Below are 25,312 nucleotides of genomic sequence, written 5' to 3'. Positions count from 1 at the left end.
TTGTTATGCTCATCATATTAAATCAACTTGGAGGTTAGTATGAATCAAATCATTCAATGTGTTCCAAATTTTAGTGAAGGTAGAGACTTAGAAAAAGTTGAAAAAATTCTGTCTGCTTTTAGAGCAAAAGAAGGCGTAAAACTTTTAGATTATAGCGTTGATGGAGACCACAATCGAGTGGTTGTCACTGTTGTTGGTGAAAAACAACCTTTAAAAACAGCTGTTATTGAAGCGATGGGGATTGCAGCAACAATTATTGACTTAACAAAACATGAAGGTCAACATCCACGTATGGGCGCAACGGATGTAGTGCCATTTATTCCGATTAAAAATGTAACGATGGAAGAATGTGTTGAACTTTCAAAAGAGGTTGCTGCAGAAGTATATAAAACGCATGGCATTCCAAGTTTCTTATATGAAAAATCTGCAACATCAACAGCTAGAGAAAATTTAGCCAATTTAAGAAAAGGTCAATTTGAAGGCATGCCTGAAAAAATTAAAGATCCAGAATGGGCGCCTGATTTCGGTACTGAAATCCATCCAACTGCTGGGATTACAGCAATTGGAGCTAGAATGCCGCTCGTTGCATTTAATGTGAATTTAAATACAAATGACCTTGAAATTGCCAATAAAATTGCTAAAAATGTAAGACATTTAAGTGGTGGTTTAAGATACTGTAAAGCGCTTGGAATTGCCCTTGAAGAAAGAGGCATTGTTCAGATTTCAATGAACATGACGGATTTCACAAAAACACCTCTCTATAGAGCATTTGAACTTGTAAAAATCGAAGCACAACGTTACGGCGTTTCTATTGTTGGCAGTGAAGTGATTGGATTGGTTCCAATGGATGCGTTAATTGGAACAGCAGAATACTATTTAGGAATCGAAGCATTTTCTTACGATCAAGTTCTAGAAAAAAGAATAATGGAGTAATTTCATGAAAAAAGGCAGTTTAGTCGTTTATAATGCATCTGAAGTTGTCACTTGTAGTGGTTTTAAGGGCAAAGCAGGCGCCCAAATGCAGGATTTGAAAGTGGTAACAAATGCATCTGTTGTTGTTGAAGACGGGATCATTACGAAAATAACCACAGATGAGCTTGATTTACAATCTTATATTGAAAAAGATTTCAAAATTATTGATGCAACTAATAAGTGCGTACTCCCAGGTTTTGTCGATTCTCATACACATTTTATCTTTGGTGGCTACAGAGAAGAAGAATATAACTGGCGTTTAAATGGCGTATCCTATATGGATATTATGTCAAAAGGCGGCGGGATCATTAACTCTGTAAGAGGAACCAAAAATACAACCAAAGAAGAACTGATTCAAATCGGTGTTAAACGGTTGAATTCTATGACGAGCTTTGGCGTGACAACTGTTGAAGGAAAAAGTGGTTACGGACTTGACTTAGAGACGGAAATCAAACAACTCGAAGTTATGAAGGAACTGAACAAGTTACATTCACTCGATATTGTAACGACGTTTTTAGGCCCTCATGCTCGACCAAGTGAGTATAAAGAAAATCCAGATGCATTTATCGATTTTATGATTGATGAAGTATTGCCAATTGTTGATGAGAGAGGATTAGCGGAGTTCGCTGATATTTTCTGTGAACAAAACGTGTTTTCGATAGAACAATCGAGAAAATTCTTAAGTGCTGCGAGAAAACGTGGATTTAAACTCAAGGTGCATGCAGACGAGATTGTTCAATTAGGCGGAGCTGAACTTGCAGCTGAACTCGGTGCGGTATCTGCTGATCATTTACTTCAAGCATCTGATGAGGGCATTCAGCGCATGAAAGAGGCTGGAGTAGTTGCGACGTTACTTCCATGTACAGCATTTTCATTGAAAGAGCATTACGCGAGAGCGCGTTATATGATTGATCAAAATTTGGTAGTGGCATTATCGACGGATTTTAATCCTGGAAGCTGCTTTACAGAGTCGATTCCGTTATTAATTGCCTTAGCGACAAACCAAATGGGAATGACCATTGAAGAAACAATCACAGCTCTTACTATAAATGGCGCAGCAGCCCTTGATAGAGCGGATCAAATTGGCAGTATCGACATCGGTAAAAAAGCAGATTTAGTCATACATGAGTTTCCATCATATAAGTTTTTACCTTATCATATCGCAGTGAGCACGGTAGAAAAAGTGATTAAGAACGGTGTGTTAATTTTAGATAAGGAATACAATCAACCATACTAATTGGAGGGTTACATGTTAAAAGAATTAGGATTACAAGGGTTTATCGAACAGTTAGAATCAAGTGAACCAGTTCCAGGTGGTGGGAGTGTAGCAGCACTTTCTTCGGCTTTATCATCCGCTTTATCTGCTATGGTAGCAAATTTAACAGTAGGTAAAAAGAATTATGAGTCTGTTTCAGATGAAATGGCTGCTATTGCAGAAAGAATGCATGCAAGAAGACTGGAATTTGTCGATTTAATCGATAAAGATGCCAACTCATTTGACAGCGTCATGAAAGCATTTAAACTGCCTAAAGAAACGGATGAAGAGAAGGCATTTAGAACTGCTCAAATTCAAGATGGAATGAAGTATGCAGCATCTGTTCCTCTTGAAGTTGCAGAAAAAACGGCTGTTTTATTTGATGACATTGCGTTACTTGTGAAGTCTGGGAACTCAAATGCTCAAACGGATGCGTTAGTATCTGCAATGATGGCAAGAACTGCAATCCTTGCGGCTCTTTACAACGTAAAAATTAATTTAGGTTCAATCAAAGATGAGGCTTACGTGGCTCAGATGAAAGAGCAAGTTGCGAAATTAGAGCAATTAGCAATTGAAAAAGAGCAAGCAATCTTAGCGTTGTCTGATTTATAGTAGTGTAGAGCGAGGCTCTTATTAAAATACAATGAGTTAAATGTAAAACTGCCAGAAATGGCAGTTTTTTTATAGTTTGAAATTCAAAACGAACTACAGTATAATAAAGGTATTAATTGATTAGGAGATGACTTCATGTACAAAATTGTTGGCGATAGTTCTACAGATGTGGATGCAGATTTTCAAAAAAAATATCCAACAACCATCGTGCCATTTAAACTATTCATCGATGGAATAGAATATATAGATGACGAAACATTAGACGTAGATGCCTTTGTTGAAACAATGAAAAAATCACAAGAAACACCAAAATCTGCTTGTCCTTCACCCAATGACTTTATGTCGTATTTTGAAGGAGAAGAGGATGAAGTTTATGTTGTGACGATTTCGTCTAAATTGAGCGGTACGTATAACACGGCGGTGTTGGCAAAGAATTTATATGATACAGAGCATGAAAATGATCCTAATAAAGCGTTTATTCATGTGTTTGACTCTCAGGGAGCAGCTGCAGGTGAGACGTTGGTTGCGCGCATGATTCATGAATTCAAACAATTGAATTATTCTAAAGAAAAACTTGTTGAGTCTGTGACTGAGTTTATCGATGGAATGCGAGTGTTCTTTATTTCAGAGTCGCTGGACAATTTAGTAAAAAACGGCAGAATTTCAAAATGGAAAGGACTTTTAGCTTCTACTTTGAATATCTTACCGATTATGGGATCAGATGGTCATGGAGAAATTAAGTTATTTGAAAAAGTTCGAAATACAAACAAAGCGTATTCGCGCTTGATTGAAATGATGCAAGAAGAGTTGAAAAAAAGTGGTAGAAAGATTGTTTCTATTACGCATGTTGGGAACCCAGAGCGTGCGAATCAAATTGAAACAGAACTCAGAAATACATTAGATTTAGACGATGTCATCAATATTAAATGTGCAGGGCTCTCTTCGCTTTATGCAGATAAAAAAGGTATTATTGTGGCGTTTTAGTGCTTTTAAACAAATAGATGTTTTCAATTGTTGATTCAGCAATAGTGTGCTGTTCAAGCGATTTGAATGCATCTATTCTTTTTTTTTTGTACAAATAAGCTATTTTTTTGTATTTTGTCTAAATTTTTTATCAATCTTACACAAATATTTGAATTTATGAAATAAATTTAAAACTTTTTAGCGATTTCAAGGTGGGACAAATGTTGTTATTCCACAGATTAAATGTTATGATTAGGGTGATTAAAATATTAATTTTGAGGTGACTTAAATGCATAAGAAATTATTTATTCCAGGTCCAGTTGACGTAAGAGAAGACGTTCTTTTAAAAATGGCAACACCACAGATCGGTCATAGAACGAAAGACGCTTCTGCATTACAAAGAAGTATATCTGAGAAACTCAAAAAATTGATGTACACAGAAAATGAAATCTTATTATCGACTTCATCAGGTAGTGGTCTTATGGAGGGTGCTGTTAGATCATGTACTCGCAAAAGAGCAGCTATTTTCTCTGTAGGCGCTTTTGGAGACAGATGGTACAAAATGGCAACTTCTAACAATGTTCCGGCGGATATTATCAAGTCTGAACTTGGACAACCAACGACACCAGAGATGGTTGAAGAAGCACTCGCAACTGGCAAATACGATTTAATCACCATTACACATAATGAAACTTCTACAGGTATTATGAATCCAGTGGATGAAATTGCTGAAGTGATGAAAAAATACCCTGATGTCATCTTCTGCTTAGATACAGTAAGCTCTTTAGGCGGTACTAAAATTGAAGTGGACAAATTAGGCGTAGATATTTGTATTACATCAACTCAAAAATGTCTTGGTTTACCAGCAGGATTATCAATTTGTTCGATTTCACAAAAAGCTGTTGAAGCTGCTAAACAAGTAGAATTTAGAGGTTTATACTTCGATTTACTTGAACTTTATGAATATATCCAAACAAAAGATTATCAATATCCGTCAACACCATCGTTGTCTCATATGTTTGCTTTAGATTATCAATTAGACAACATTCTTGCTGAAGGATTAGAAAACAGATTTGCTAGACACCTTGAAATGGCAAAAGTAACAAGAGAATGGGCAAATAAACACTTCGAAATGTTAGCGGAAGAAAAATATGCATCAAACACTTTAACAACGATTAAGAATACTAAAAACTTAAGTGTTTCTGATTTGAATAAAGCACTCGGCGAACGCGGCTACATGATTTCAAATGGTTACGGTAAGTTGAAAGACGTTACATTCCGTATCGCTCATATGGCGGATACTCAAATGGATGAATTGAAAAAATTATTGTCAATCATTGAAGAAATTCTTGGTTTATAATCACTTTAGAGGCAATTGTAACCAATTGCCTCTATTTATGAAACCTGTTTGTTAAATGCATAGGAGTTGTTAAGTGCATAAGAGTTGATAAATCATACTATTGGAGGGAATAGCATGCAATTGAAAATTTTAGCAAATGATGGCATGGATAAGAGTGCAGTGGATGCACTTGTTGCTCAAGGACATCTTGTGGATACGACTCATTACGATGGAGAGGCGCTTGTTGAGCAATTAAGAGACTCAGATGTTGTGGTTATTCGTTCAGCAACAAAAATTCGTAAAGATCTCATTGATCAAGTTAAAGATAGCAGACTTAAACTGATGATTCGTGCTGGCGTTGGTATTGATAATATTGATCATGAATATGCAGCTGAGCATGGATTTACAGTTAAAAATACACCGAATTCAAGTAGTGCAGCAGTTGCTGAACTTGCAATTGGTCACATGTTTTCTTTGGCTAGATTTATTCATATTTCTAATGTGACCATGAGAAATGGCGAATGGAATAAAAATAAATATAGCGGTATTGAATTAAACAGTAAAACGCTTGGTTTAATTGGAATGGGAAGAATTTCATATGAAGTGGCTATTCGCGCGAAAGCATTGGGCATGAAAGTTATTTACACGAATAGAAGCGGTAGAGTTTCTGCATATGATGGCCAATTCGAATACTATGAGTTAAACGATTTGCTGAAAATGGCTGACTTTATTTCTCTTCATATACCGTTTGACAAGAAAACAGGCGCAACAATTAAGAAAGAACAATTTGACTTGATGAAAGATGGCGTTTACCTAATCAATACTGCTAGAGGTGGTGTTGTATGTGAAGCGGATCTTTTAGATGCGTTAAATTCAGGTAAGGTCGCTGGCGCTGGTATCGATGTATTTGAAGAAGAGCCAACGAAAAATCAAGCATTAATTGATCATCCGAGAGTATCTGCAACACCGCACATTGGTGCTTCAACGAGCGAAGCTCAAGAGAGAATCGGCGATGAGACAATTGCAGTGATTAGAGCGCACTTTAACGTTTAATAATTTTATTTGAATTTTGGAGGTAATATCGTGGCAGTAGTAAGACCGTTTAAAGGCATCACACCAAAGCAAGAATTGGCTGAAAAAGTAGCTTGTTTACCATACGATGTAATGAATCGAAAAGAAGCAAAAGAAATGGCTGAAGGCAATCCTTTCTCGTATTTACACGTTGTGCGTTCAGAAATCGATTTACCGGATTCGGTTGGCGATTACGATTCGCTTGTTTATGATACAGCAAGAAAAAATTTAGATCAGTTCATCACAGATGGCATCATGACACAAGATCAAGAACCGATTTATTACATTTATCGTCAGTTAATGAATGGTAGAGTTCAAACGGGTATTGTAGCATGTACATCGATTGATGATTATATCAACGATATCATTAAAAAACATGAATTTACACGTGTTGCAAAAGAAATCGACAGAATCAATAACTTTGATCGATGCGATGCGAATACGGAACCGGTATTTTTAACATACAGAAAAAATGATGAAATCAATCAAATTGTGAATGATTGGATTAAATTCCATATGCCAATTTACAATTTCACTTCAGAAGATGCCATTACGCATATTTTCTGGAAGCTTGATGATGCAATGCTTGTAAAACGAGTTGGAGAAATCTTTGACGGGATTGATTATCTATATATCGCTGATGGTCACCATAGATCCGCTTCATCTGTAAAAGTTGGATTAAAAAGAAGAGAAGAAAATCCTAACTATGATGGAACTGAAGAATTTAACTACTTTATGGCAGTTATATTCCCAGATGAAGATTTGTTTATCATGGATTATAATCGCGTTGTGAAAGATTTAAATGGTCGTTCGAAAGACGCATTTTTATCAGAAATCAGCGAGAAATTTATCGTTGAAAAATTATCACAAACAGAACCTTATAAGCCAATGGCACGCGCTACATTTGGTATGTATTTAGACGGTGGCTGGTACAAACTTCAAGCAAAAGAAGGCACTTATGATGCAGCTGATCCAGTAAATCGTTTAGATGTGTCAATTCTTCAAAAGAATCTTCTTCATCCAGTTTTAGGAATAGAAGATCCTAGAACAGATAATCGAATTGACTTTGTTGGTGGTATTAGAGGATTAGGAGAATTAGAAAGACGTGTTAAAGAAGGTTTTGCAGTTGCGTTTTCTATGTATCCGACAACGATGAACGATTTGATTAGCATTGCTGATGCTGGTGAAGTGATGCCGCCTAAATCAACTTGGTTTGAACCGAAATTAAGAAGCGGATTATTTGTTCACAAATTAGGCGAGTAAGCTTACTTGATAGATTTTGTGGTTAATTGATAGACATTTTGGATTGTTAGATTAAAATGACGAAATAATAAAACTCTAAACGCATTGAGAAATGGGTTTAGAGTTTTTTAATTGCTTGTGTAGTTGAGCGTGAATTGTTATAATGCTACTATGGCAAAAATGATAGATTTTATTGAGAGGATAACTGAAACAAGCTCTGATAAACGGTTTGAATCGCTTCGTGCATAATTGCACATAGTATGGAGGAAAAAATGACTGAATTACTAGCTCCTGCAGGTAGCATGGATGCTTTAAAAGCCGCAATTTCAAATGGATGTGATGCCATTTATTTGGGAATGCAAAAATTTGGCGCACGCGCTTATTCATCTAACTTTGATTTTGAAACTTTGAAAGAAGCGATTCAATATGCGCATCTAAGAAATGTTAAGATCTATGTGACGATGAATACCATCGTTTTCGAAAGCGAAATTGAAGAAATGAAGCAACAAATGTATCAGTTGAATGATATAGGGGTTGATGGTGTCATTGTACAAGATCTCGCTGCATTTGATTTCATGGTTAAAAACTTTGAAGATATGGAAGTTCATTGTTCCACTCAAATGGGAATTGATGATTTGGAAGGCACATTACTCTTTAAGGAATTAGGTGCAGATCGAGTTGTGCTATCGCGTGAAGTGCCTATTGAAAAAGTAAAAGAAATACGAAAAATAGCTCAGATACCACTGGAAATATTTGTTCACGGCGCTCTTTGTGTATCGTATTCTGGGAATTGTTTGATGTCGGGACTCATTGGTTATAGAAGTGGGAATAGAGGAAGATGCGTCGGTTCATGTAGAAAAGAGTACGAAGTTATAGATAAAACGTCGGACGCTTGTTTGGGAAAAAGCTATATTTTGTCGACGAAAGATTTAAATACAATAGAAAATATAGAAGAATTAGTGGAAATTGATTCTCTTAAAATAGAAGGTAGAATGAAAGAACCTGCATATGTCGCGAATGTTGTTTCTAAATACCGAAAGGCGATAGATCATCAAATAACGGAAGTGGATAAAGCAAATTTGCATAAAACTTTCAACAGAACTTTTACTAAAGGGTATCTGTTTCATGAGGATCCAAAGGAAATTGCGAATATTGAGCGTCCGAATAATGTTGGGTATGAAATTGGCAGAATTAGCAAGGTGCTGAAGGATATGTATGAAATAACCTTGATAAAACCGCTGAATCAGAATGATATCATTCGAATTAGTCATAATAATGAAGATGTAGTCTTTACAGTTGTTAAGCTATATGACAAAGATGACAACTTGGTGAATCGTGCGACAGACATCTGTTATATCAAAATAAAAGAAAAACTTTCTAAAGGCGATCAAGTATTTGTAACAAAGGACTATTTCTATTACAAAGAACTTGAAGCGTCTGGTGATAAAGAATTTAAAAAGTTCGATCTCAATATGAAAGTGTATGCAGCTCCTGATGAAAAACTTCGTGTTGAAGCTGAAGGGTTTGGTTTTATTTGTGTTTATGAAAGCGACGAAGTCTTAGGTGCTGCGATTAACAATCCAACGACAAAAGAACAAGTTATCAAGCAGCTTTCTAGATTGAACGATACTCTTTTTGAACTCAATCATGTCGAGTATGAAGACCGAAATGCTTTTATCCCGGCGAAGCTGCTAAACGGAGCAAGAAGAGATATTGTCCAAGGCCTTTATGATATGAAAATCAAGAGTCATAAGAATCGAACAAAAGAAGCGCATATAAAAGATCAAATAAGTTTTCAACCGGTTGAACCGTATATAACGGCAACAGTAATAAATCAAGCGCAGTATGATATGTGTGTCAAACTGGGAATTGAGAACATTTATTTTGAAAATATTGTTCGAAGAAATCAAAATGAATATGTCTCAAAAGATGGAGAGTTATTAATTGGCGGATATGGCGGAGTGTATCGCTATAGAGAAACGAATCCTTTTGTTGCGGATTATTCCTTTAACGTAGTGAATGCAGTGAGCTGTTATGAACTGTATCGATTGGGTGCCAAACGCGTCACATTATCTTATGAACTGAATAAAAATCAGTTGGAGGATATCTTTAAAGTTTACCAAGCGGAGAATGAAGGAAATCCAGCTCTTGAAATGATCGTTTATGGTAAAGCGCCTTTGATGTTTACGAAGTACTGCCCACTTAAGAAGATGAACCAATGTGGCATCTGTAAAACGAAACAGTATGAGTTAAAAGATGAGCATGGTACGTTTCCAATTTTGACCCACGACGATTGTTCGACAACGCTCTTAAATGGTAAAAATCTCAACCTTCTAGATGAACTATCGAGTATTCAAGGGGTTGAAGCGTTTAGGTTGAATTTCACTACAGAATCCGCAGAACAAGTTGAAATGATTGTTAAAATGGCATTTGATAAGTTAAATGGCAACATGAAATATTCTGCATTTAATCCAGAGACAGATACAAGAGGTCATTTTAATAAAGAAATTATGTAAAACTAAAAAGTGTATATAAAAAACGCTCCTTGAAAAATCAAGGAGCGTTTTGTTTATGGATACGTCTGTTTATAACACGAATGTTTGAATGTAAATCCTAAACTATTAATTTCTAAAAAACTTAATCTCTTACCTAATCTCTTAAAACGATTAATCTCTTAAAACAATTAATCTCTTAAAACAATTAAGTTGCGTCTATAGTCTGCGTATAATTTGGTCAATAGAGACATTTGAGCATTCATTTCGATTTGAAGCAAGGAAGCTTTTGAGTAGTTTTCTTCTCCCAATGCCTCTTTTATACGGGTAAAGAGAGATTTTGTGTCTAATGAATCTTTCATCAAGTGATGTTTGATGGTCTTAATTCTTTCCCAATTCACAACATCTAAATCGGTAATTTCATCATCGGTATGAAGCTTGGCAAAACGTCTAATCGTTTGCATGTGTTCTGGAATGATGCGATCCTTTAATTCTATAGACCATTCACTTAACATATAGGATTTGTATGAAGCGATGATTTTATCTGTGAATACTTGATTGCTGAGCAAGATATCTGCTTTCTTCACATTTTGCTCAAATGAAAGCAAGTTTTCATAAACTGTTTTTGGAGGAACTCCAAAGAATTTATCGCGCTCTTCTGCGGTAAAATCATCAAATACGTCTTCTTCAGAACGATAAACGCGGTGTTCATCTAAATAAAAGTGTTTTTCGCCATATTGCTTATTGAAACCTTTTTCGATGGCGTCAAGTGATTCTTTGCTGTCAATTACTGCACGTATCCCGTCGAGGCAAGATTGGTATACAGCAGCCATCAATAGGTATGAGTTCGAATTTGGATTTGGCGCGCGTAGCTCAAATCTTGTTGCGTATTTGTTGTTGATATCGCGAATAAGTCCGATTAAAACGGTTCGATTTCTAGATGGAATTTCTGGAGAATGACCAAGTGATGAAACGATACAGATAGGCGCTTCAAAACCAGGTTTTAAACGATTTAAGCTGTCATTGGTTGAAGATACAAATGGATTGATGACTTCGTAATTGTGCAGAATGCCCATAAGTGATCCGTAGCCAATGCGTGTCATAAAATTTTGTGTCATGTTTTTTGGAGAAAATAAATTGATGGATTTTCCGTTTTTGAGTTTTAATGCTGCGCCAATATGATGATGTTCTCCGCTGCCAGCTACGCCTTCGAGTGGTTTTGCTTGGAAAGTGACAGATAACCCATTTGCTTCAAAGATGTCTTTAATAATATCTTTTGCAATCAACTCTTTGTCAGCAGTATTGACAGTTGTGTCGTATTTCCAGTCGATTTCTAATTGTTCCATTACGTGTGTGTGAATGTTGGTGCCAGAAAGTTTTGAACTTACGCCACCCACTTCTTTATGTCCCATTTCTGGTTCGTATCCATAGTTTTCAAGTGCAATTAGTGATTTTTCCATTGCAGTACGAACTTGTCCGTATGTTCGTTTCCAGTATTGTTCTTTCAAATTCTGAGATGTCGCGAGTTTTTCAACGTCGGTTTTTGAATCGGGCGTTTTTACCCAAAATTCTAATTCTGTAGCACTTGTTAATACAACATCTTCGATATCGTCAGCAGAGTGTACCCCCTCGTAATCCGCTAATAATTCGGGATTTTCTGAGAATAAACGAATCACTTCCGATTTAAAATTGAGAGTTGCGTTTTTAAGAACGCTTCTTGAACACACTTCTTTTCCTTCGTGTTTTAAGAAAGCTGGAATGATAAGGGAACCGCAAAAAGTACCGTCTTCAAGCGGATGCGACATGTTGTAATCTACGATCCAACGGGCATCCATATCTGGAATAAGGTCGATTTTGCCGTTATTGATCGATGCAATTTCAGGAAGATTAACAGAGGAACCATCTGTTTGAATACCGTATTTAAAAAAGTCCTCTAGTTCGTCTATAACAAGCTGGACTGGAATCTTCTCGTCGGTATGATTATTGCCAAAATCTACAGCAAGTAATGAAATAAACTTAATTTCAGGATGGTCCTTCAATAAGGATGCCAGTTTTTTAGGAGACTTGTCTTCCTCTTTAATTACATAAATCATAATTTCACCTCTTTAACATATAATGAACAATTATAACATTAATTGAAAAAATGTAAACAAAAATAGCGAAAAAAAATTTCGAAAAATTACCGAAACCTATTATGTTAACAAGATGTGGACGCTGCGAGTCCCTATGATTTATAAAATGCAAAATTTGATTAATGTTCGTGTTTTTAAAAGCGATTTTGTATGGTTGAATCATTTCATGTATGCAATTTAACAAAAATGATTAGAATGGGTAGTTGGAAAGGTGTCTTCACAGATATTGAAATTAGAATGCTCTATAAAATATTAAATTTATAGAATCGATGATAAGGAGTGTATGTTTTAAAAACAAAACGCATACATAAATTAACCACAAAGCTTCAACAAGATGTTGAATATTCGGAAATTTGCAGGTTTATGGGCATGACGAATTCATAAAAATCTGATTTAGAGGAAGAAGCCTTTTGGATAAGAGGAGAGACACTTTTTTATTGTGAACGGTATGCTATATATGAACGGTATGCTATAATTGTAGATATCTAACTCAATAAACTGCGAGAAGGTGATTTGATGAAGTATTTTGATTTTAGAAGTGATACGGTAACTCAACCGACTGATAAAATGAGAACAGCCATGTTTAACTCTGTGGTTGGGGATGATGTTTATGGGGACGACCCGACATTAGTAGAACTTGAGAAAAAGGCAGCTGAATTGCTTGGAAAAGAAGCGGCCATTTTTGTTCCAAGTGGTACATTTGGAAATCAATTAGCAATTTATACGCATACGAAGCGCGGAGATGAAATCATTGTTGGAGACGCATGTCATATAGTGATGCACGAAGTGGGTGCTGCGGCTGTCATTTCAAGTGTTCAATTAAGACAAATTCCTACAATTGATGGCTCCATGGATCCTGACGTGCTCAGTCGAATGATTCGAGAAGATGATATCCATTATCCTGAGACGGGGTTGATTTGTGTTGAAAATGCACATTCGTGTGGCAGGGTGATTCCGATAGATGAAATGAAATGCATTTATGAAATTGCACAGAATCATTTGATTCCCGTTCATCTAGATGGTGCTAGAATTTTTAATGCTGCAGTCGCATTGGGCGTTGAAGCGAAAGAAATAGCAAAGTATGCAGATAGTATGATGTTTTGCTTAAGTAAAGGGCTTTGTGCACCTGTGGGTTCTATGTTAGTGGGGACAAAATCATTTATTGATAAAGCGCGTAAAAATAGAAAATTAATGGGCGGCGGCCTAAGACAAGCAGGATTTTTAGCGTCTGCAGGATTAATTGCACTGGAAGATATGATTCCGTGCCTTTCAGATGACCATAAAATGGCGATGTTGTTAGCCGAGCAATTATCTCATGTTGAGGGTGTTGAGATCCTTTGGAATCGAATGGACATTAACATGGTGTTTTGCCACATAGCTTTGAATTTACCAGAACACGTATTTGTGAATCGGTTGTTTGAATCTGGCATAAAGATTAACGGTTCTGAGGATGGAGAGTTTAGATTTGTCACCAACCATTGGACGCGTGTTGAAGCCGTTGAAAAGTTAGTGACTTCAATAAAACAAATTTTGGGGGAATCATGAGTTATCAAATTGAAGATTTGCGTGAGGCAGTGAATCGGTTGAGTGATTCACTACTGCGGGAAGATGCTGAAGATGTAGATATGTATGTGCGTTTAATTCGCAATATCTCTACTCAAATCAAGAATGAATACTGGGCACAGCATGTCAATGAAACAGATGTTGTGATTCAACCTGTTCATAATGCGGCAAAAGAGTACAAAACCATCAATACAATTGAATTTTTATATAAGCCTATGTATTTTCAAAATATTTACGAAGGAAATGAAATTGAATACTATTCTAAAGATCGGACAGAGGAGCTGATTGAGTCTGGGACGATTGAAGCGCACAATGAATTTTGGCAAACACATGACATTGTTTATGGAAATGTCTATGGTTCGCTTCCGATTGAACTGGCCTCAAAAGACGGCGTGGCAAAGCTTTTGAAATGTGGTTGGAAAAAAACCAATGTTGACATCATTGAATTTTCAAAAGTTTTGACAGTTGAAGAGGTTCGAAAAATTGCCGAGATGAAATACAGGCATTATATTTTATTGAGAGAAATCGAAACTCAAAGTTTGCTGTTGCTCAGATATAATTTTTAACAATGCAGGCGGCATATATTTGCCAATAACCCAATAGAGGAGTTTTATGTTTGTAAATAAAGAGTCTTTGAGATTGGACTATCAAGTAGAAGCCAATGATGATGGCCTAAAAGTCATTGATGTTTTAGCGACATCGATGAATATCTCCAGTCGACTCATTAGAAAGTGTAAAAATCATCAAAATATTTTGTTGAATCAAAAATCAGGTTCAGTCAACAGAATTGTTCACGAAGGCGATATCATCTCAATGATGCTCGATCACGATGAAAATACTTTTGATCCTAACCCGATTGATACAGTTGTTATTTATGAAGACGGAGATTTGCTTATTGTAGATAAACCCCCTTTTTTAGTGGTGCACCCGACAAAAGGTCATCCAGAAGGAACGCTAGCAAATGCAATTTCTTATTATCAATATCAACAAAAGCAAAATTATAAAATTAGATTTATCAACCGACTTGATCGAGATACATCAGGAATTGTACTGATTGCAAAAAATGCGTACTCTCAACAGATTGTATCCGAACAAATGCAGGAAAACACAGTTGATAAGTTTTATCTTGCAATCGTAGAAGGCGTGCTTGAAAATGATCACGGGACCATTGATTTGCCAATTGATCGCGAAGCAGAAATGGATATTAAACGAATTGTGATAGACTCTGGTCAACCTTCTGTTACTCACTTTGAAGTCGTTGAGCGATATAAGGAACATACGCTGGTTAAAATCATGCTTGAAACTGGCCGTACACATCAAATACGTGTTCATTTTTCTCATATTGGTCATCCGATTTTAGGGGATGCGTTGTATGGCAGTTCATCGGAACTCATTAATAGGCAAGCACTTCACTGTTATCAAATGTCTTTGATTCCACCGAGAGAGAAGGAGCGACATGTGTTTGTAAGCGAGTTATCGGTTGACATAAAAAATGCAATCGATCAACTGAAAAATCAATTATAGAGGTTGAAAAATCATAGAAAATGGCGTATAATGACAGTAAGTTAAATCTGGGATGTTGGTTATCTTTTTAAATTTTACCACTGATTATTTATAGGGAAGACGCGTTCCGTTGCGTATGACAAGCTGCTTTAGGTAGAAGTCAAAAACAATAGATAGTCCACCCACCTAGTAGAGGTGTGGTGTGAGATTTTTGGGATAACGGCATTCTGGACCCTTATTTGTTGAAATGCTAATGAAGACATATTTTCTGTCTTTCATTGGCTTTTTTTATTGCTTTTCTATTTAAAACAGAGTTGTAATCATTTTCGAATTGTAAACGAAATGTTAAAGAAATATTATTGAATTGTTTACATTAGCCACATATAATGGATAAAGTGGAGGAATGCGGATATGAATTTAATGAATTTGATTAAAGATAAATATAATTACTTAAAATACCCAATCATTTTGATTTTGACGTACATAATTAAAGTCGGTTATTTTAGTTTTGCAACAGGCATGCCGTTATCAAAAATAAAGTATATGTTTGTAACGGTCTCAGTATTTTTACTGGTACTTACACTGTTCTATAAACACAAAAAAATGTATTTGATTACGAGTGGTCTTCTAACGGTGATCATGTTCGGCGATATCTTGTATTTTAGATATTTCAATGATTTTTTATCGGTTAAATTGGTAAATCAAGCAACATTTGTAGGCTCTGTTACTTCGATTATTTTTTCGATATTAAGAGTAACGGATGTCATTTTATTTATTGATTTGCTCGCATATCATTTATTAACACGTAAGAATAGCAAATTTCAATTTTTTGCTCATAAATTTACATTTGTCATGATGATTGCAGTATTGCCAACGATTATTTTAAGCATTTCATTTTCATCGGTCTATACAGGAATTAAAAAATATGAGTTTTTCAACTATCATGTTTACGATATTATCTCGCTTGATATGGAAAATTCGAAATTATACTCTGAAGAGCGTAATGCACTTGTTGATCGAATGAGAGAAATACAAAGAGAAAGCACATCTGGCGAATATTTTGGAATTGCAAAAGATCGTCGCGTGATTTTAGTTCAAGTAGAATCGCTTCAAAACGAACTCATTAATAAAGAGTACAATGGGCAAGAAATTACCCCTAACATTAACAAAATCATCGGAGAAAATTCGATTTATTTTACGAATTATTATCAACAACTTGGAAAAGGAAATACATCAGACGCAGAGTTTACATCTTTAAACTCACTTTATCCAATTATTACGGGTAACACTTATAATGTATATGAAAAAAATACATTTAATGGTTTACCTTGGGTGATGAGAGATCAAGGGTATTCGGCAACTTCTTACCATGGTTACAAAGCGGCGTTTTGGAATCGTGAAAATATCTATCCACAAATTGGATTCCAAGAGAGCAAGTTTGAATCGGATTATGTCATGGGAAGAAAAGTTGGTTTTGGTCTAGACGATCATGATTTCTTTGCCCAAACAGTACAAATGATTAAAGCACAGCCAAAAAATAGTTTCCACTTTTTAGTGACACTTACGTCTCATAAGCCATTTGAGTTACATGATGATCAAAAGGCCATTATGCTTGACGAAGATGATGAAAACTTTTTTGGACATTATATTCAATCTGTAAATTATATGGATGATGCTTTTGGTGATTTTATTGAAGAATTAAAAGCTGAAGGATTGTATGAAGATTCTGTTATTATTTTCTATGGTGACCACTACGGCATCGGCATGGAAGATGAACTCGCTAAAGAACGTATGGAAAACTTTTTAGGGAGAGAATATACTCACGAAGACATGTTCAATGTACCACTAGTGATTCACATTCCAAATTCAGGCGTTACAGAAGTAAAGGACATTTCAGGTGGACAAATCGACTTGTTACCAACTTTACTCAATGTATTGGGAATTCGAAATGAGTATTTAACACTTGGACAAGATTTGTTAAATGCAGAGAATGGATTTGTTGCTTCACAGACGTTTATGGAAAAAGGATCTTATATAGATAATAATGTGGTGTTCAAAATCGCGCGTGATGGCGTATTTGAAAATTCAACTGCTTATGATCGAGACACACATGAACCGGTATCGATTGAGTCATGTAGAGAAAGCTACGAACGTGCAGTGAGAGAAGTCAATTTGAGTAAAAAAATAACAGAGACCGATTCGGTTGGTAGTATTATTTCTGAATTACAAAGCATCGATAGTATTTATGAAATTGAGTGATCAAGCATCCTATATTGTCCAATAGAGGACATGCATAAACAGATGCAGATAGAAAAGCCATATATCTTATAAGTGCTAATAAAAAACAAGGCGTTAATGCAATGAAACAGTTGAGTTTTCATGCGTTAACGCCTTTTGATTATGTGTTTTAAATTATGTGTTTTAATTATATGCTTTAATGTCTATGCGTTTGCTTTCTTGATAGATTCAACCTCAGATTCGATGGAGTCTGACGTATCTGAGTAACCAAATAAATCGATGTAAGGGGTTTCAGGTGCGTTATTACTGATGGGAATGATGTTGATTTGAAGCTCTTCTTCTGGATCAACGAAGCAATTGCCTTTAAAAGTAGAACCTTCGTTTGTATTGAAGCTTTTAGCGACAATATCGCCTATCAGAGTTGCTTTGTGATGTAGATTGATTTTTCCCTTTACTTTTACATCGCCGTGACATTGTCCATAAATGTCGGCATTTTGTGATAAGATGTTGCCTTTTACAAAAGCGTTCTCAGATATGATGACGTTCCCAAGTGAAGTAATATCTCCTTGGATTTTTCCTTCAACTCGGATACTTCCTTCGCTTTGAATATCGCCTTTAATAATTGAATAGGCGCCAATGACAATATCGTAATTTACTTCAACGGTTCTCTTTGGAAACATAACCCCTCCTGATTATTGGATAAATTTTAATGGATTAATTGGTGTTTGATTATAGCGAATTTCAAAGTGGAGATGTGGACCAGTCACGCGCCCTGATGTTCCGATTGTCGCAATTTTTTGACCTTTTGCAATAGAATCTCCTGGTTGATATAAAAGCGTTTTACAGTGTGCGTATACGGACTCATAGCCGTATCCGTGATTGATAATGAGAACATTTCCAAAATTGCCATCATAACCGGCAAATGTCACAACGCCTGTGCCTGCAGCATAGATGGGTGTTCCAACCTTATTGCTAATATCAATGCCATTGTGCATGGTTAAACGCCCGTTTTTAGGATCTCTTCTGTATCCAAAAGGTGAACTAAAAGTACCACTCGTTGGATAAAAATCAGGTCTTGAATCTAAATAATTGAGCTGTTTATCCATTTTTTTAGAAAGCGCTTCATAAGCGAGTGTCTTTTCTTGGATAATGGCTGTTATCTCATCTGTTGCTACAAGTGCATCCATTTGAGAAAGTAATAATTCGTCTGTTTCGATAAAAGTCCCATCCGCGTTGGCATTTTCAGACGTCTGTAGGCGATTATAAGAACGACTAATAGGTGCTTCGATGTTTGAGTTGGTTTCCGAGTTGAAAAGCGTCACTAAATCTGCCACGTAGGTTTCAGCTTTTTCTAGGTCATCTAAACGTTCAACTAAGTAGTTATTGGATTCTTTTAAAGAATCTTTTAACGTTTTGATTTCTTCGGTTTTATTCGCATTGATATTTTCAAGTAGTAAAAGTCGATCTTGGGTCATTAATAAACTGTCAGATAAGGTTGTATTCTTGCTAAATAACGATTGAGAAGTGGCTTTTGATGAAATTGTATTGATGAGGAGTGCTATGTTGATTGTGATGAGTAGGATTAGTATAAAAAAAGCGATTGCAATATTTAATTTCCACTGTTTTATTGATTTTTCAGTACTTGGGATGACCATCAGCGTGACTCGATGTCTTGACAAGTACGCTTTTAATTTGCTCATTTTACCTCCAATTGTAATAAAAACTTAATATATTTTACCACATATTCGCAATAATAAACACTATATTAATAAAATTAGTTTACCTAAGGCAAGATATTTTGTAAAATAGAGTGAAGAGATATATTATGGGAGGCACTGTCAATGAATGAGAGAACCATTAGGATTGAAGAGAACTTAAGAAGGGTTTGCTATAAAATCAAGAAAAAAGGTAGAGAAATATTAAATGATGTGGATATCACACCTCCGCAATTTGAAGCGTTACAGTATTTAATCAACGATGAAAATATGACCATTGGTGAACTTAGTGCAAAAATGTATTTGGCATGTAGTACGGTTACTGACTTGTTAGATAGAATGGAACGCAACGAACTTGTAAAACGTGTTAAAGATGAAAATGATCGAAGAATTGTCCGCATTTTTGTTTTACCTAAAGGTCATGAACTCATTAAATTAGTGATGGAAAACAGAATTAATTATATTGAAAGTATTATTAATGAATTAGATGAATCAGTGATCAACTCAATTGATGAGAGCTTTAAAATTTTTAATGAAAAAGTAGAATTATAAAGAAAAAGTAGAATTATAGAGTACGTGATGGTAACGTAGGGGGAAGTTTCAGTGAAGATTATAAACGACAGATACGAAGTTATTGAACTGTTACACAAAGATAACAGCTTTATAGAGTATTTAGTATCCGATAGAAAAAAGAATCATGCGGTTAAACGCATACGGATTATTGACACTGAAATGTCTAACTATGATTTCATTAGGCATATGGAAGAACAATTCGTTGAAATATCGACTCTTGTTCACGAACACTTGCTTTGTGCGTACGAGTTTCAGGCTATAATGACGATTGATGGCAATTATATTAATCGCAAACAGTATTGTTATACGTATGAACATTATGATGAAGAGTCGTTAGTTTCTTATTTGGAACTGACGAAATCAGAGATTAATACGGTTATAATGCAACTTTGTAAAATTATACGATTCCTTCATTTTAGAGGGTTTACGTATAAGTTTTTGAATTTTGACCAAGTGATTATTTTGAAAAAGAATGGCATGATTACCTTAAAACTCAAAGATGTTGCGGGTAATTATATCAATGATTATTATTTCAAAATGGACCATGAAAAATTTAGTCAGTTTATTGCACCTGAAATCATATGGGGAGAAGAAGTTGACAAGAGAGTGGATTTATATTCACTTGGATCGATGATTTACTATTTGTATTATCGTATTGATTACAAGACCAATGTTTTAGAAAATGCGATCAAAATTAGTACTGGAAATGAAATTCATAAGTTCATTATGAAAGCGGCAAATCATATTCGCGAAGAGCGTTATGAAACGATTAATAAATTTATTGAAGTTTTATCAAACTTAATTTGGATAGAAGTGGATCATGATGATGCTAAGTATTATGACAAAATTCATGAAAACACCAAAATTATCGGCAGAGATAGTTTGATTAAAGAGATTAAGGGACTCGTAGATGCAAAATCTAAAAAGTCACTTTCTGAAACTGCGATGTTTATACAAGGTGATGTTGGAACTGGAAAATCTCGTTTACTAAATGAGGTCTACTATATCGCTAAATTTAGTCGATTTAATTATGTGTATTTGAGACCAAATGATTTTTCAGAACCCTTTTACATGCTTAAGACGATTGTAAAATACATCGCAGAACAAGAAGATTTATCTCCAATGCTGATTCAAAAATATGGATATGAATTGACTTGTCTCGTTCCTGAACTCGCATCCAAGTGGAATTTGAAAGAAGTTAAAGAACTTGATTTAGATGCGCATTTTTTAAGAATAATTAATCGCGTGTTCAATTTTTTTGTCGACTACACAAATTCCAAGTTTTTAATGATTCTCGTGGATGATTTTGAAAAGCTAAGTCATTATGAACATGCATTTTTCAAATTACTCATTGATAATAAACTTAAATCAAATTATTACATCGTTTGTACGGGCGTAGAACATGAAAATGTCATTACACAATGCAGTGATAGTTGCAGACATTTTAAATTGACATCTCTTAATCTAGAAGAGACGGGGCAGTTGATTCGTACTTCATTGGGACTTGACTACATCCCTTATAAATTAACGCATCGTCTGATGTTAGAGAATCAAGGAAAACCAAGTGTTACGAAGAGAATGATTCGAAAATTATGGGCTGAAAACATCATTTTCTTTGACAAAAACAAAATGACTTGGAATCTTGATAAGGTGGATGATAGTTTTACTTTTGACTATATGAGTCACAAAAGTGAAGACTTTGATTCGCTTACTTCACAAATCAAGAAAGAGTATTATGAAATCCTTCGAAAACTGTCAGTTTTAAAGGGTTCATTTAACATGCAAATCATCTTTGAACTTGCTGAAATAGAAGAGGAGTTCGGGTATTATTTTCTCTATGACATGGAAGAAAAGCAAATCCTCAATAAGAGAATTAGCGATGTTGAATACGTGTTTGTGTTTTATTCAAATGAGCTTAGAACAGCATTTTTAGAGACACTTACTCCGGATGAAATTATTGATTTGAGCAAGCGCGCAGCAGATATTTTTGATAGAAGATATACGGAAAAACGCGACATTAACGAGAGTTTAATTGACTATTTAGTTGCTAGTAACAATATTCGAAAAGCAGCAGAGTATTGTATTACCTTTGCAAAAGATTATATTGATATGAAAAATAGTCATAAGGCGATTTCTCTTTATGAACAAGGTCTAGAAATCTATAAAAAATTAGAGAATATTGAGCAAATAAACGAAATCTCATTTGAACTTGTAAAGCAGTTAATTCTTGTAGGAAAACTTGATCGTTCAGCAGAAATATTAGATCACTTAGATGTTTATATTGAAGGTAAGTCTATCTCAAAAGTACGATCAATGGTCTACCATATTGAAATTCTCATGTTTAAAAATGACATTGAACGTGCAGAAATGTTAGCAGATCGTGCAATTGAATTAGCAGAAGATATCAGCTATGTAGAAGGAATTTTTAATGCTGCACTTTATAAATGTAACTGTCTTTCCAGTAAAAATGATTGGAAACAACACTTTTCTAAAGCGAGCTTTTATTTATCAGAAAGCATTCGATTGAATCAAACTCGACACCGTGCGAATTTTGAAAATGAATGCGCAATTAATTACTTGTATTCGAATTTGTTTAAACAAGCCATTGAAATGCTCGGTGAGAGCTTGAAGCATTATCGAGAAGCAGAAGATGAAGATGGCATTATTAAGGTTTATAACAATTATGGTGTCGTCTATTTAGATGGTTTGGGTGAATTTGTCACTGCCCGTGATTTTTTCAGGAAATCTTACACGCGTTCTAATCAAAAGAATAGCTTTGTGAAATTACCAATTTATTTGAACAATATCGGTGAAACGTATCGAATTGAAAGCCGATATGAAATGGCGATTAAATACTTTACGGAATCATATGAGTTAGCGGAAACAGTGGGCGATAAGACCATGACGATTTTAGCGCTCATGAATTTAGCGCATTCTTATTTGCTCAATGAAGATTACAGCGACGTATACAAGTTGTTGACGAGAATTGAGCACGAAGTGCAAATGTTTGAAAAAAGAGGATTTGATAAGTTTGACTACTATTTGTTGCACTTTGAATTCTTCTTGACGATGAACAGCTTAATGAAGATCAATCAGCTAAAATACGAATTTACAAACGAAGATATCATTGATGAGTTCAGGCGATATCGACTGTCAATTGTGGAAAATCGCATTCGGTTTAAGAAGAATACTATTTTAATGGGCAATAAGGAAAATGGTATTTCCAATAAATTGGTACAGGTTGATGAGATTAAAGAACTCCTTAGCCGGACACAAAATCCTTCTCACGCAAAACTTCTACGAGAATTGATTGTTGAGTATGTGATTGATTGCATTGAAGAAAGAGATTTCTTCTCAGCCCAAGAACTCGTGGATATTGATGACAAACTCATTCGACTTTATAACACGAAACTGATCCGCATAAAGAGAGATTTTATTGATGCGTGTCTTTCTGATTATGCTATTGAGCGCATTACATCACTTGTACCTCAGATTAAAGAGCAATCTAAAGAACTTCTTTGGAGAACCTATTACGTGCTTGGAAATGAGTACAATGAAAAGAAAAATTACTATGATGCACTCAAGTATTATTTGATGGCGCTTGACGTGATAGAAACACTTGCTTCAACAATTCCTTTTGAGTATAAGGAAACTTACGTCCTTCACGACGACATTAAATTGGCTCTAAAATCAAAAACAGATAAAATTATTAAGCTGTTACTGACTTTTGAAGGGTTGAAATACCAACATATTTTAGATAATCGAATTGATACTGTGGAAGATTATTTTGATTTGACTCAGCTTAGATTGTTGTATTCAAACAAAGATTTCCTCAACTTAGTTTATAAGAATTTAAAAACCGAGAATCACTATATCTTTGATAGCTCTACTGACTTGATTAAGCATCTGGAAAAGGAAGAGATCTCTAACTTAAAAATGATTCTTAAGTACCTAGAGCAAATCGCCGTTGGCGAGCGTGCATTTATTTACTTGCTAGATGAGAATGATCATATTAGCGAGGTGATTAGCTCTAAAGACAATGCGATGCCTTATGATATTACGCGACTCATCAATAATATTGGAAATGAGTTAGATGGTATATATGTTTCGAAAATAGAGTCATTTACGAACCGACAATTACTGACAGATGATCAAAAAGGATTGATTTATTTTCCAATATTAGAGACGATCAACCACAGTCCAAGAGGAGAAAAACGTCGAGATGATATTTTTGCATCGAAGAAAAATATCGTTGGATACGTCTATATTGATTCTAGTAATGTCATCAATCGTTTTAGTGCAGAAACATTTGAACAGGCAAAGTCATTTTCAAACTTGATTTATGTATTTATTAACAATTATAATTTGAAGAAACTTTCAACGATTGACAAATTAACCGGTGTTTATCTAAGAAAATATATTGAACAACAATTTGCTTTACAAATGAGTGTTTCTAGGCAACAAGCATATAATTTGTCCGTAATTATGATGGACATCGATAAGTTTAAAACGGTTAATGATACGTATGGACACCGTAAAGGCGATGAAATATTAGCACAAATTGGCGATATACTGATGAAATCCATGCGTGTAACGGATTTAGTAGGGCGCTATGGTGGTGAAGAGTTTGTGATGATTCTTCCTGAAACGGATGCTTTGGGAGCTTATAAAGTTGCTGAAAAAATTCGATTGTTGATTCAACAAAAGAAACTCTTAGGAGAAGAAAGTCCATTGACGGTTAGTCTAGGTGTTTCGACATATCCTGAAGATGGCGCAAATGAAGAAGAATTAATCGAAAAAGCAGATCAAGCCCTATACTACAGTAAAAATAACGGACGAAATAAGGCAACTAGCTGGGATGAAAAACTCATTAAAGAAGGCCATCGTTACGACCGATTGACGGGTATTTTAACGGGAAACATTTCTTCTGATACTAGAAATATGCAGGCGATATTAGACATTATTAATCAACTAAATTACTCTGCGAGCAAAATGACAAATATCAAAAACACATTTATCTCGTTACTAGATATAACTGAAGGTGAAGAAATTCAGTTCCTTCAATATGATCACACTGGTGAAGTAACGTCGAGTTATTTCAAGAAAAAAGGACAGGATAGTGTTGAACTGGATCATGATATGAGTGAAAGGCTCTTAGCACAGTATAGACATACCAATGCCAGCCATTATTTTATTGACTGGGACGAAAATGTTACCATGGAGTCTGATTCAGAAGAAATCATGATGCCTGATTGGAAATCTTACATTATGATGGATTTTGAGTTTGAACAGGAACATGGTCTTATGGCAATCTCAGTTCCGATTAAAATTAAAGAGTTTGATTTTAGTAATTTTAACTTTGTTGAATCATTGAGACCTGTCTTGACAAAAATATTTTTTATGAAAGAATGAGAGTAGGCTCAAAGTAATTGAATAAAATAGTCAAATCAACTTATAATACCCTGCTGACTTAGATTTTTCGCAGGGTATTTACTATGATAGATGGAATCATGCGATTTGCTCATTTCATCTTTCCTTGTTAGCGAAAGGCAAAAAGAAAGGTTAGAAAATTGCATAATTTTAATTGATGAGAATTTGAAAATGTTTGATTTTCACGCAAAAAGGTCATTATGCAATTTCCA

17 protein-coding genes and 1 other RNA gene are annotated in these 25,312 nt (G+C 35.1%); 15 read left to right on the top strand and 3 right to left on the bottom strand.

Features of this window, described 5'->3' with window-relative positions; translation table 11 throughout:
* The first annotated feature begins 39 nt into the window (after positions 1 to 39).
* The 8 genes from ftcD (at position 40) to ACZ41W_RS06065 (ending at position 9,970) form a co-directional block, all read left to right on the top strand.
* Positions 40 to 933: a glutamate formimidoyltransferase gene (gene ftcD / locus ACZ41W_RS06100; protein ID WP_464313999.1), complete on the top strand. Its 894-nt coding sequence runs from the start codon at positions 40 to 42 to the stop codon at positions 931 to 933.
* A gap of 4 nt (positions 934 to 937) precedes the next feature.
* On the top strand, positions 938 to 2,209 hold the full coding sequence (gene hutI, locus ACZ41W_RS06095; protein ID WP_464313998.1) for an imidazolonepropionase: 1,272 nt from the start codon (positions 938 to 940) through the stop codon (positions 2,207 to 2,209).
* Between the two features lie 12 nt (positions 2,210 to 2,221).
* Positions 2,222 to 2,839, top strand: a complete 618-nt coding sequence (locus ACZ41W_RS06090) for a cyclodeaminase/cyclohydrolase family protein (protein ID WP_464313997.1) — start codon at positions 2,222 to 2,224, stop codon at positions 2,837 to 2,839.
* A 135-nt stretch (positions 2,840 to 2,974) separates the two neighbouring features.
* Entirely contained in the window at positions 2,975 to 3,823 is an 849-nt protein-coding gene (locus tag ACZ41W_RS06085; protein ID WP_464313996.1) for a DegV family protein, read from the top strand.
* A 268-nt stretch (positions 3,824 to 4,091) separates the two neighbouring features.
* The gene (locus ACZ41W_RS06080; protein WP_464313995.1) at positions 4,092 to 5,162 is read left to right on the top strand and encodes a pyridoxal-phosphate-dependent aminotransferase family protein; all 1,071 of its coding nucleotides are present in this window, start codon (positions 4,092 to 4,094) and stop codon (positions 5,160 to 5,162) included.
* A 114-nt stretch (positions 5,163 to 5,276) separates the two neighbouring features.
* Positions 5,277 to 6,194, top strand: a complete 918-nt coding sequence (locus ACZ41W_RS06075; protein ID WP_464313994.1) for a D-2-hydroxyacid dehydrogenase — start codon at positions 5,277 to 5,279, stop codon at positions 6,192 to 6,194.
* Positions 6,195 to 6,224: 30 nt separating this feature from the next.
* The gene (locus tag ACZ41W_RS06070; RefSeq protein ID WP_464313993.1) at positions 6,225 to 7,475 is read left to right on the top strand and encodes a DUF1015 domain-containing protein; all 1,251 of its coding nucleotides are present in this window, start codon (positions 6,225 to 6,227) and stop codon (positions 7,473 to 7,475) included.
* A 251-nt stretch (positions 7,476 to 7,726) separates the two neighbouring features.
* Positions 7,727 to 9,970, top strand: coding sequence for a peptidase U32 family protein (locus ACZ41W_RS06065; protein ID WP_464313992.1), 2,244 nt, complete (start codon positions 7,727 to 7,729; stop codon positions 9,968 to 9,970).
* Between the two features lie 167 nt (positions 9,971 to 10,137).
* Here ACZ41W_RS06065 and ACZ41W_RS06060 read toward each other — a convergent pair whose 3' ends face one another.
* The gene (locus ACZ41W_RS06060) at positions 10,138 to 12,039 is read right to left on the bottom strand and encodes a type I glutamate--ammonia ligase (RefSeq protein WP_464313991.1); all 1,902 of its coding nucleotides are present in this window, start codon (positions 12,037 to 12,039) and stop codon (positions 10,138 to 10,140) included.
* Positions 12,040 to 12,594: 555 nt separating this feature from the next.
* Between ACZ41W_RS06060 and ltaE the strand changes: the two genes are divergently transcribed.
* The 5 genes from ltaE to ACZ41W_RS06035 all read left to right on the top strand — a co-directional run bounded on the left by ltaE (position 12,595) and on the right by ACZ41W_RS06035 (position 17,403).
* Positions 12,595 to 13,623 (top strand): low-specificity L-threonine aldolase, encoded by a 1,029-nt coding sequence (ltaE, locus tag ACZ41W_RS06055; protein WP_464313990.1) that lies wholly within the window; start codon positions 12,595 to 12,597, stop codon positions 13,621 to 13,623.
* On the top strand, positions 13,620 to 14,207 hold the full coding sequence (locus tag ACZ41W_RS06050; protein WP_464313989.1) for a hypothetical protein: 588 nt from the start codon (positions 13,620 to 13,622) through the stop codon (positions 14,205 to 14,207). The genes ltaE and ACZ41W_RS06050 overlap by 4 nt, the downstream gene beginning before the upstream one ends.
* Positions 14,208 to 14,253: 46 nt before the next feature.
* Positions 14,254 to 15,165, top strand: a complete 912-nt coding sequence (locus ACZ41W_RS06045; protein WP_464313988.1) for an RluA family pseudouridine synthase — start codon at positions 14,254 to 14,256, stop codon at positions 15,163 to 15,165.
* A 41-nt stretch (positions 15,166 to 15,206) separates the two neighbouring features.
* Positions 15,207 to 15,382: non-coding RNA, 6S RNA (ssrS, locus tag ACZ41W_RS06040), on the top strand.
* Positions 15,383 to 15,555: 173 nt separating this feature from the next.
* Entirely contained in the window at positions 15,556 to 17,403 is a 1,848-nt protein-coding gene (locus ACZ41W_RS06035) for an LTA synthase family protein (RefSeq protein ID WP_464313987.1), read from the top strand.
* 182 nt (positions 17,404 to 17,585) lie between these two features.
* Here the strand turns inward: ACZ41W_RS06035 and ACZ41W_RS06030 are convergent, their stop codons facing one another.
* Both ACZ41W_RS06030 and ACZ41W_RS06025 read right to left on the bottom strand, forming a co-directional pair.
* Positions 17,586 to 18,062, bottom strand: coding sequence for a bactofilin family protein (locus ACZ41W_RS06030; protein ID WP_464313986.1), 477 nt, complete (start codon positions 18,060 to 18,062; stop codon positions 17,586 to 17,588).
* A gap of 12 nt (positions 18,063 to 18,074) precedes the next feature.
* Positions 18,075 to 19,082 carry a M23 family metallopeptidase gene (locus tag ACZ41W_RS06025; protein ID WP_464313985.1) on the bottom strand — a complete coding sequence of 336 codons (1,008 nt, stop codon included), beginning with the start codon at positions 19,080 to 19,082 and terminating at the stop codon, positions 18,075 to 18,077.
* A gap of 141 nt (positions 19,083 to 19,223) precedes the next feature.
* On the opposite strand from ACZ41W_RS06025, the gene ACZ41W_RS06020 reads away from it, so the two are divergent.
* Both ACZ41W_RS06020 and ACZ41W_RS06015 read left to right on the top strand, forming a co-directional pair.
* Positions 19,224 to 19,649 (top strand): MarR family winged helix-turn-helix transcriptional regulator, encoded by a 426-nt coding sequence (locus ACZ41W_RS06020; RefSeq protein ID WP_464313984.1) that lies wholly within the window; start codon positions 19,224 to 19,226, stop codon positions 19,647 to 19,649.
* A gap of 51 nt (positions 19,650 to 19,700) precedes the next feature.
* Entirely contained in the window at positions 19,701 to 25,082 is a 5,382-nt protein-coding gene (locus ACZ41W_RS06015; RefSeq protein ID WP_464313983.1) for a diguanylate cyclase, read from the top strand.
* The last annotated feature ends 230 nt before the right edge of the window (positions 25,083 to 25,312 follow it).

It is taken from the genome of Fusibacter fontis, from assembly GCF_055378735.1.
Note: the sequence above shows the minus strand (reverse complement) of the source record. Positions and strands in the feature narration are given on the sequence as shown.

Coding starts and splice junctions, on each gene's coding strand:
- ftcD (WP_464313999.1), top strand. CDS start 40: ATGAATCAAATCATTCAATGTGTTCCAAATTTTAGTGAAGGTAGAGAC.
- hutI (WP_464313998.1), top strand. CDS start 938: ATGAAAAAAGGCAGTTTAGTCGTTTATAATGCATCTGAAGTTGTCACT.
- ACZ41W_RS06090 (WP_464313997.1), top strand. CDS start 2,222: ATGTTAAAAGAATTAGGATTACAAGGGTTTATCGAACAGTTAGAATCA.
- ACZ41W_RS06085 (WP_464313996.1), top strand. CDS start 2,975: ATGTACAAAATTGTTGGCGATAGTTCTACAGATGTGGATGCAGATTTT.
- ACZ41W_RS06080 (WP_464313995.1), top strand. CDS start 4,092: ATGCATAAGAAATTATTTATTCCAGGTCCAGTTGACGTAAGAGAAGAC.
- ACZ41W_RS06075 (WP_464313994.1), top strand. CDS start 5,277: ATGCAATTGAAAATTTTAGCAAATGATGGCATGGATAAGAGTGCAGTG.
- ACZ41W_RS06065 (WP_464313992.1), top strand. CDS start 7,727: ATGACTGAATTACTAGCTCCTGCAGGTAGCATGGATGCTTTAAAAGCC.
- ACZ41W_RS06060 (WP_464313991.1), bottom strand. CDS start 12,039: ATGATTTATGTAATTAAAGAGGAAGACAAGTCTCCTAAAAAACTGGCA.
- ltaE (WP_464313990.1), top strand. CDS start 12,595: ATGAAGTATTTTGATTTTAGAAGTGATACGGTAACTCAACCGACTGAT.
- ACZ41W_RS06050 (WP_464313989.1), top strand. CDS start 13,620: ATGAGTTATCAAATTGAAGATTTGCGTGAGGCAGTGAATCGGTTGAGT.
- ACZ41W_RS06045 (WP_464313988.1), top strand. CDS start 14,254: ATGTTTGTAAATAAAGAGTCTTTGAGATTGGACTATCAAGTAGAAGCC.
- ACZ41W_RS06035 (WP_464313987.1), top strand. CDS start 15,556: ATGAATTTAATGAATTTGATTAAAGATAAATATAATTACTTAAAATAC.
- ACZ41W_RS06030 (WP_464313986.1), bottom strand. CDS start 18,062: ATGTTTCCAAAGAGAACCGTTGAAGTAAATTACGATATTGTCATTGGC.
- ACZ41W_RS06025 (WP_464313985.1), bottom strand. CDS start 19,082: ATGAGCAAATTAAAAGCGTACTTGTCAAGACATCGAGTCACGCTGATG.
- ACZ41W_RS06020 (WP_464313984.1), top strand. CDS start 19,224: ATGAATGAGAGAACCATTAGGATTGAAGAGAACTTAAGAAGGGTTTGC.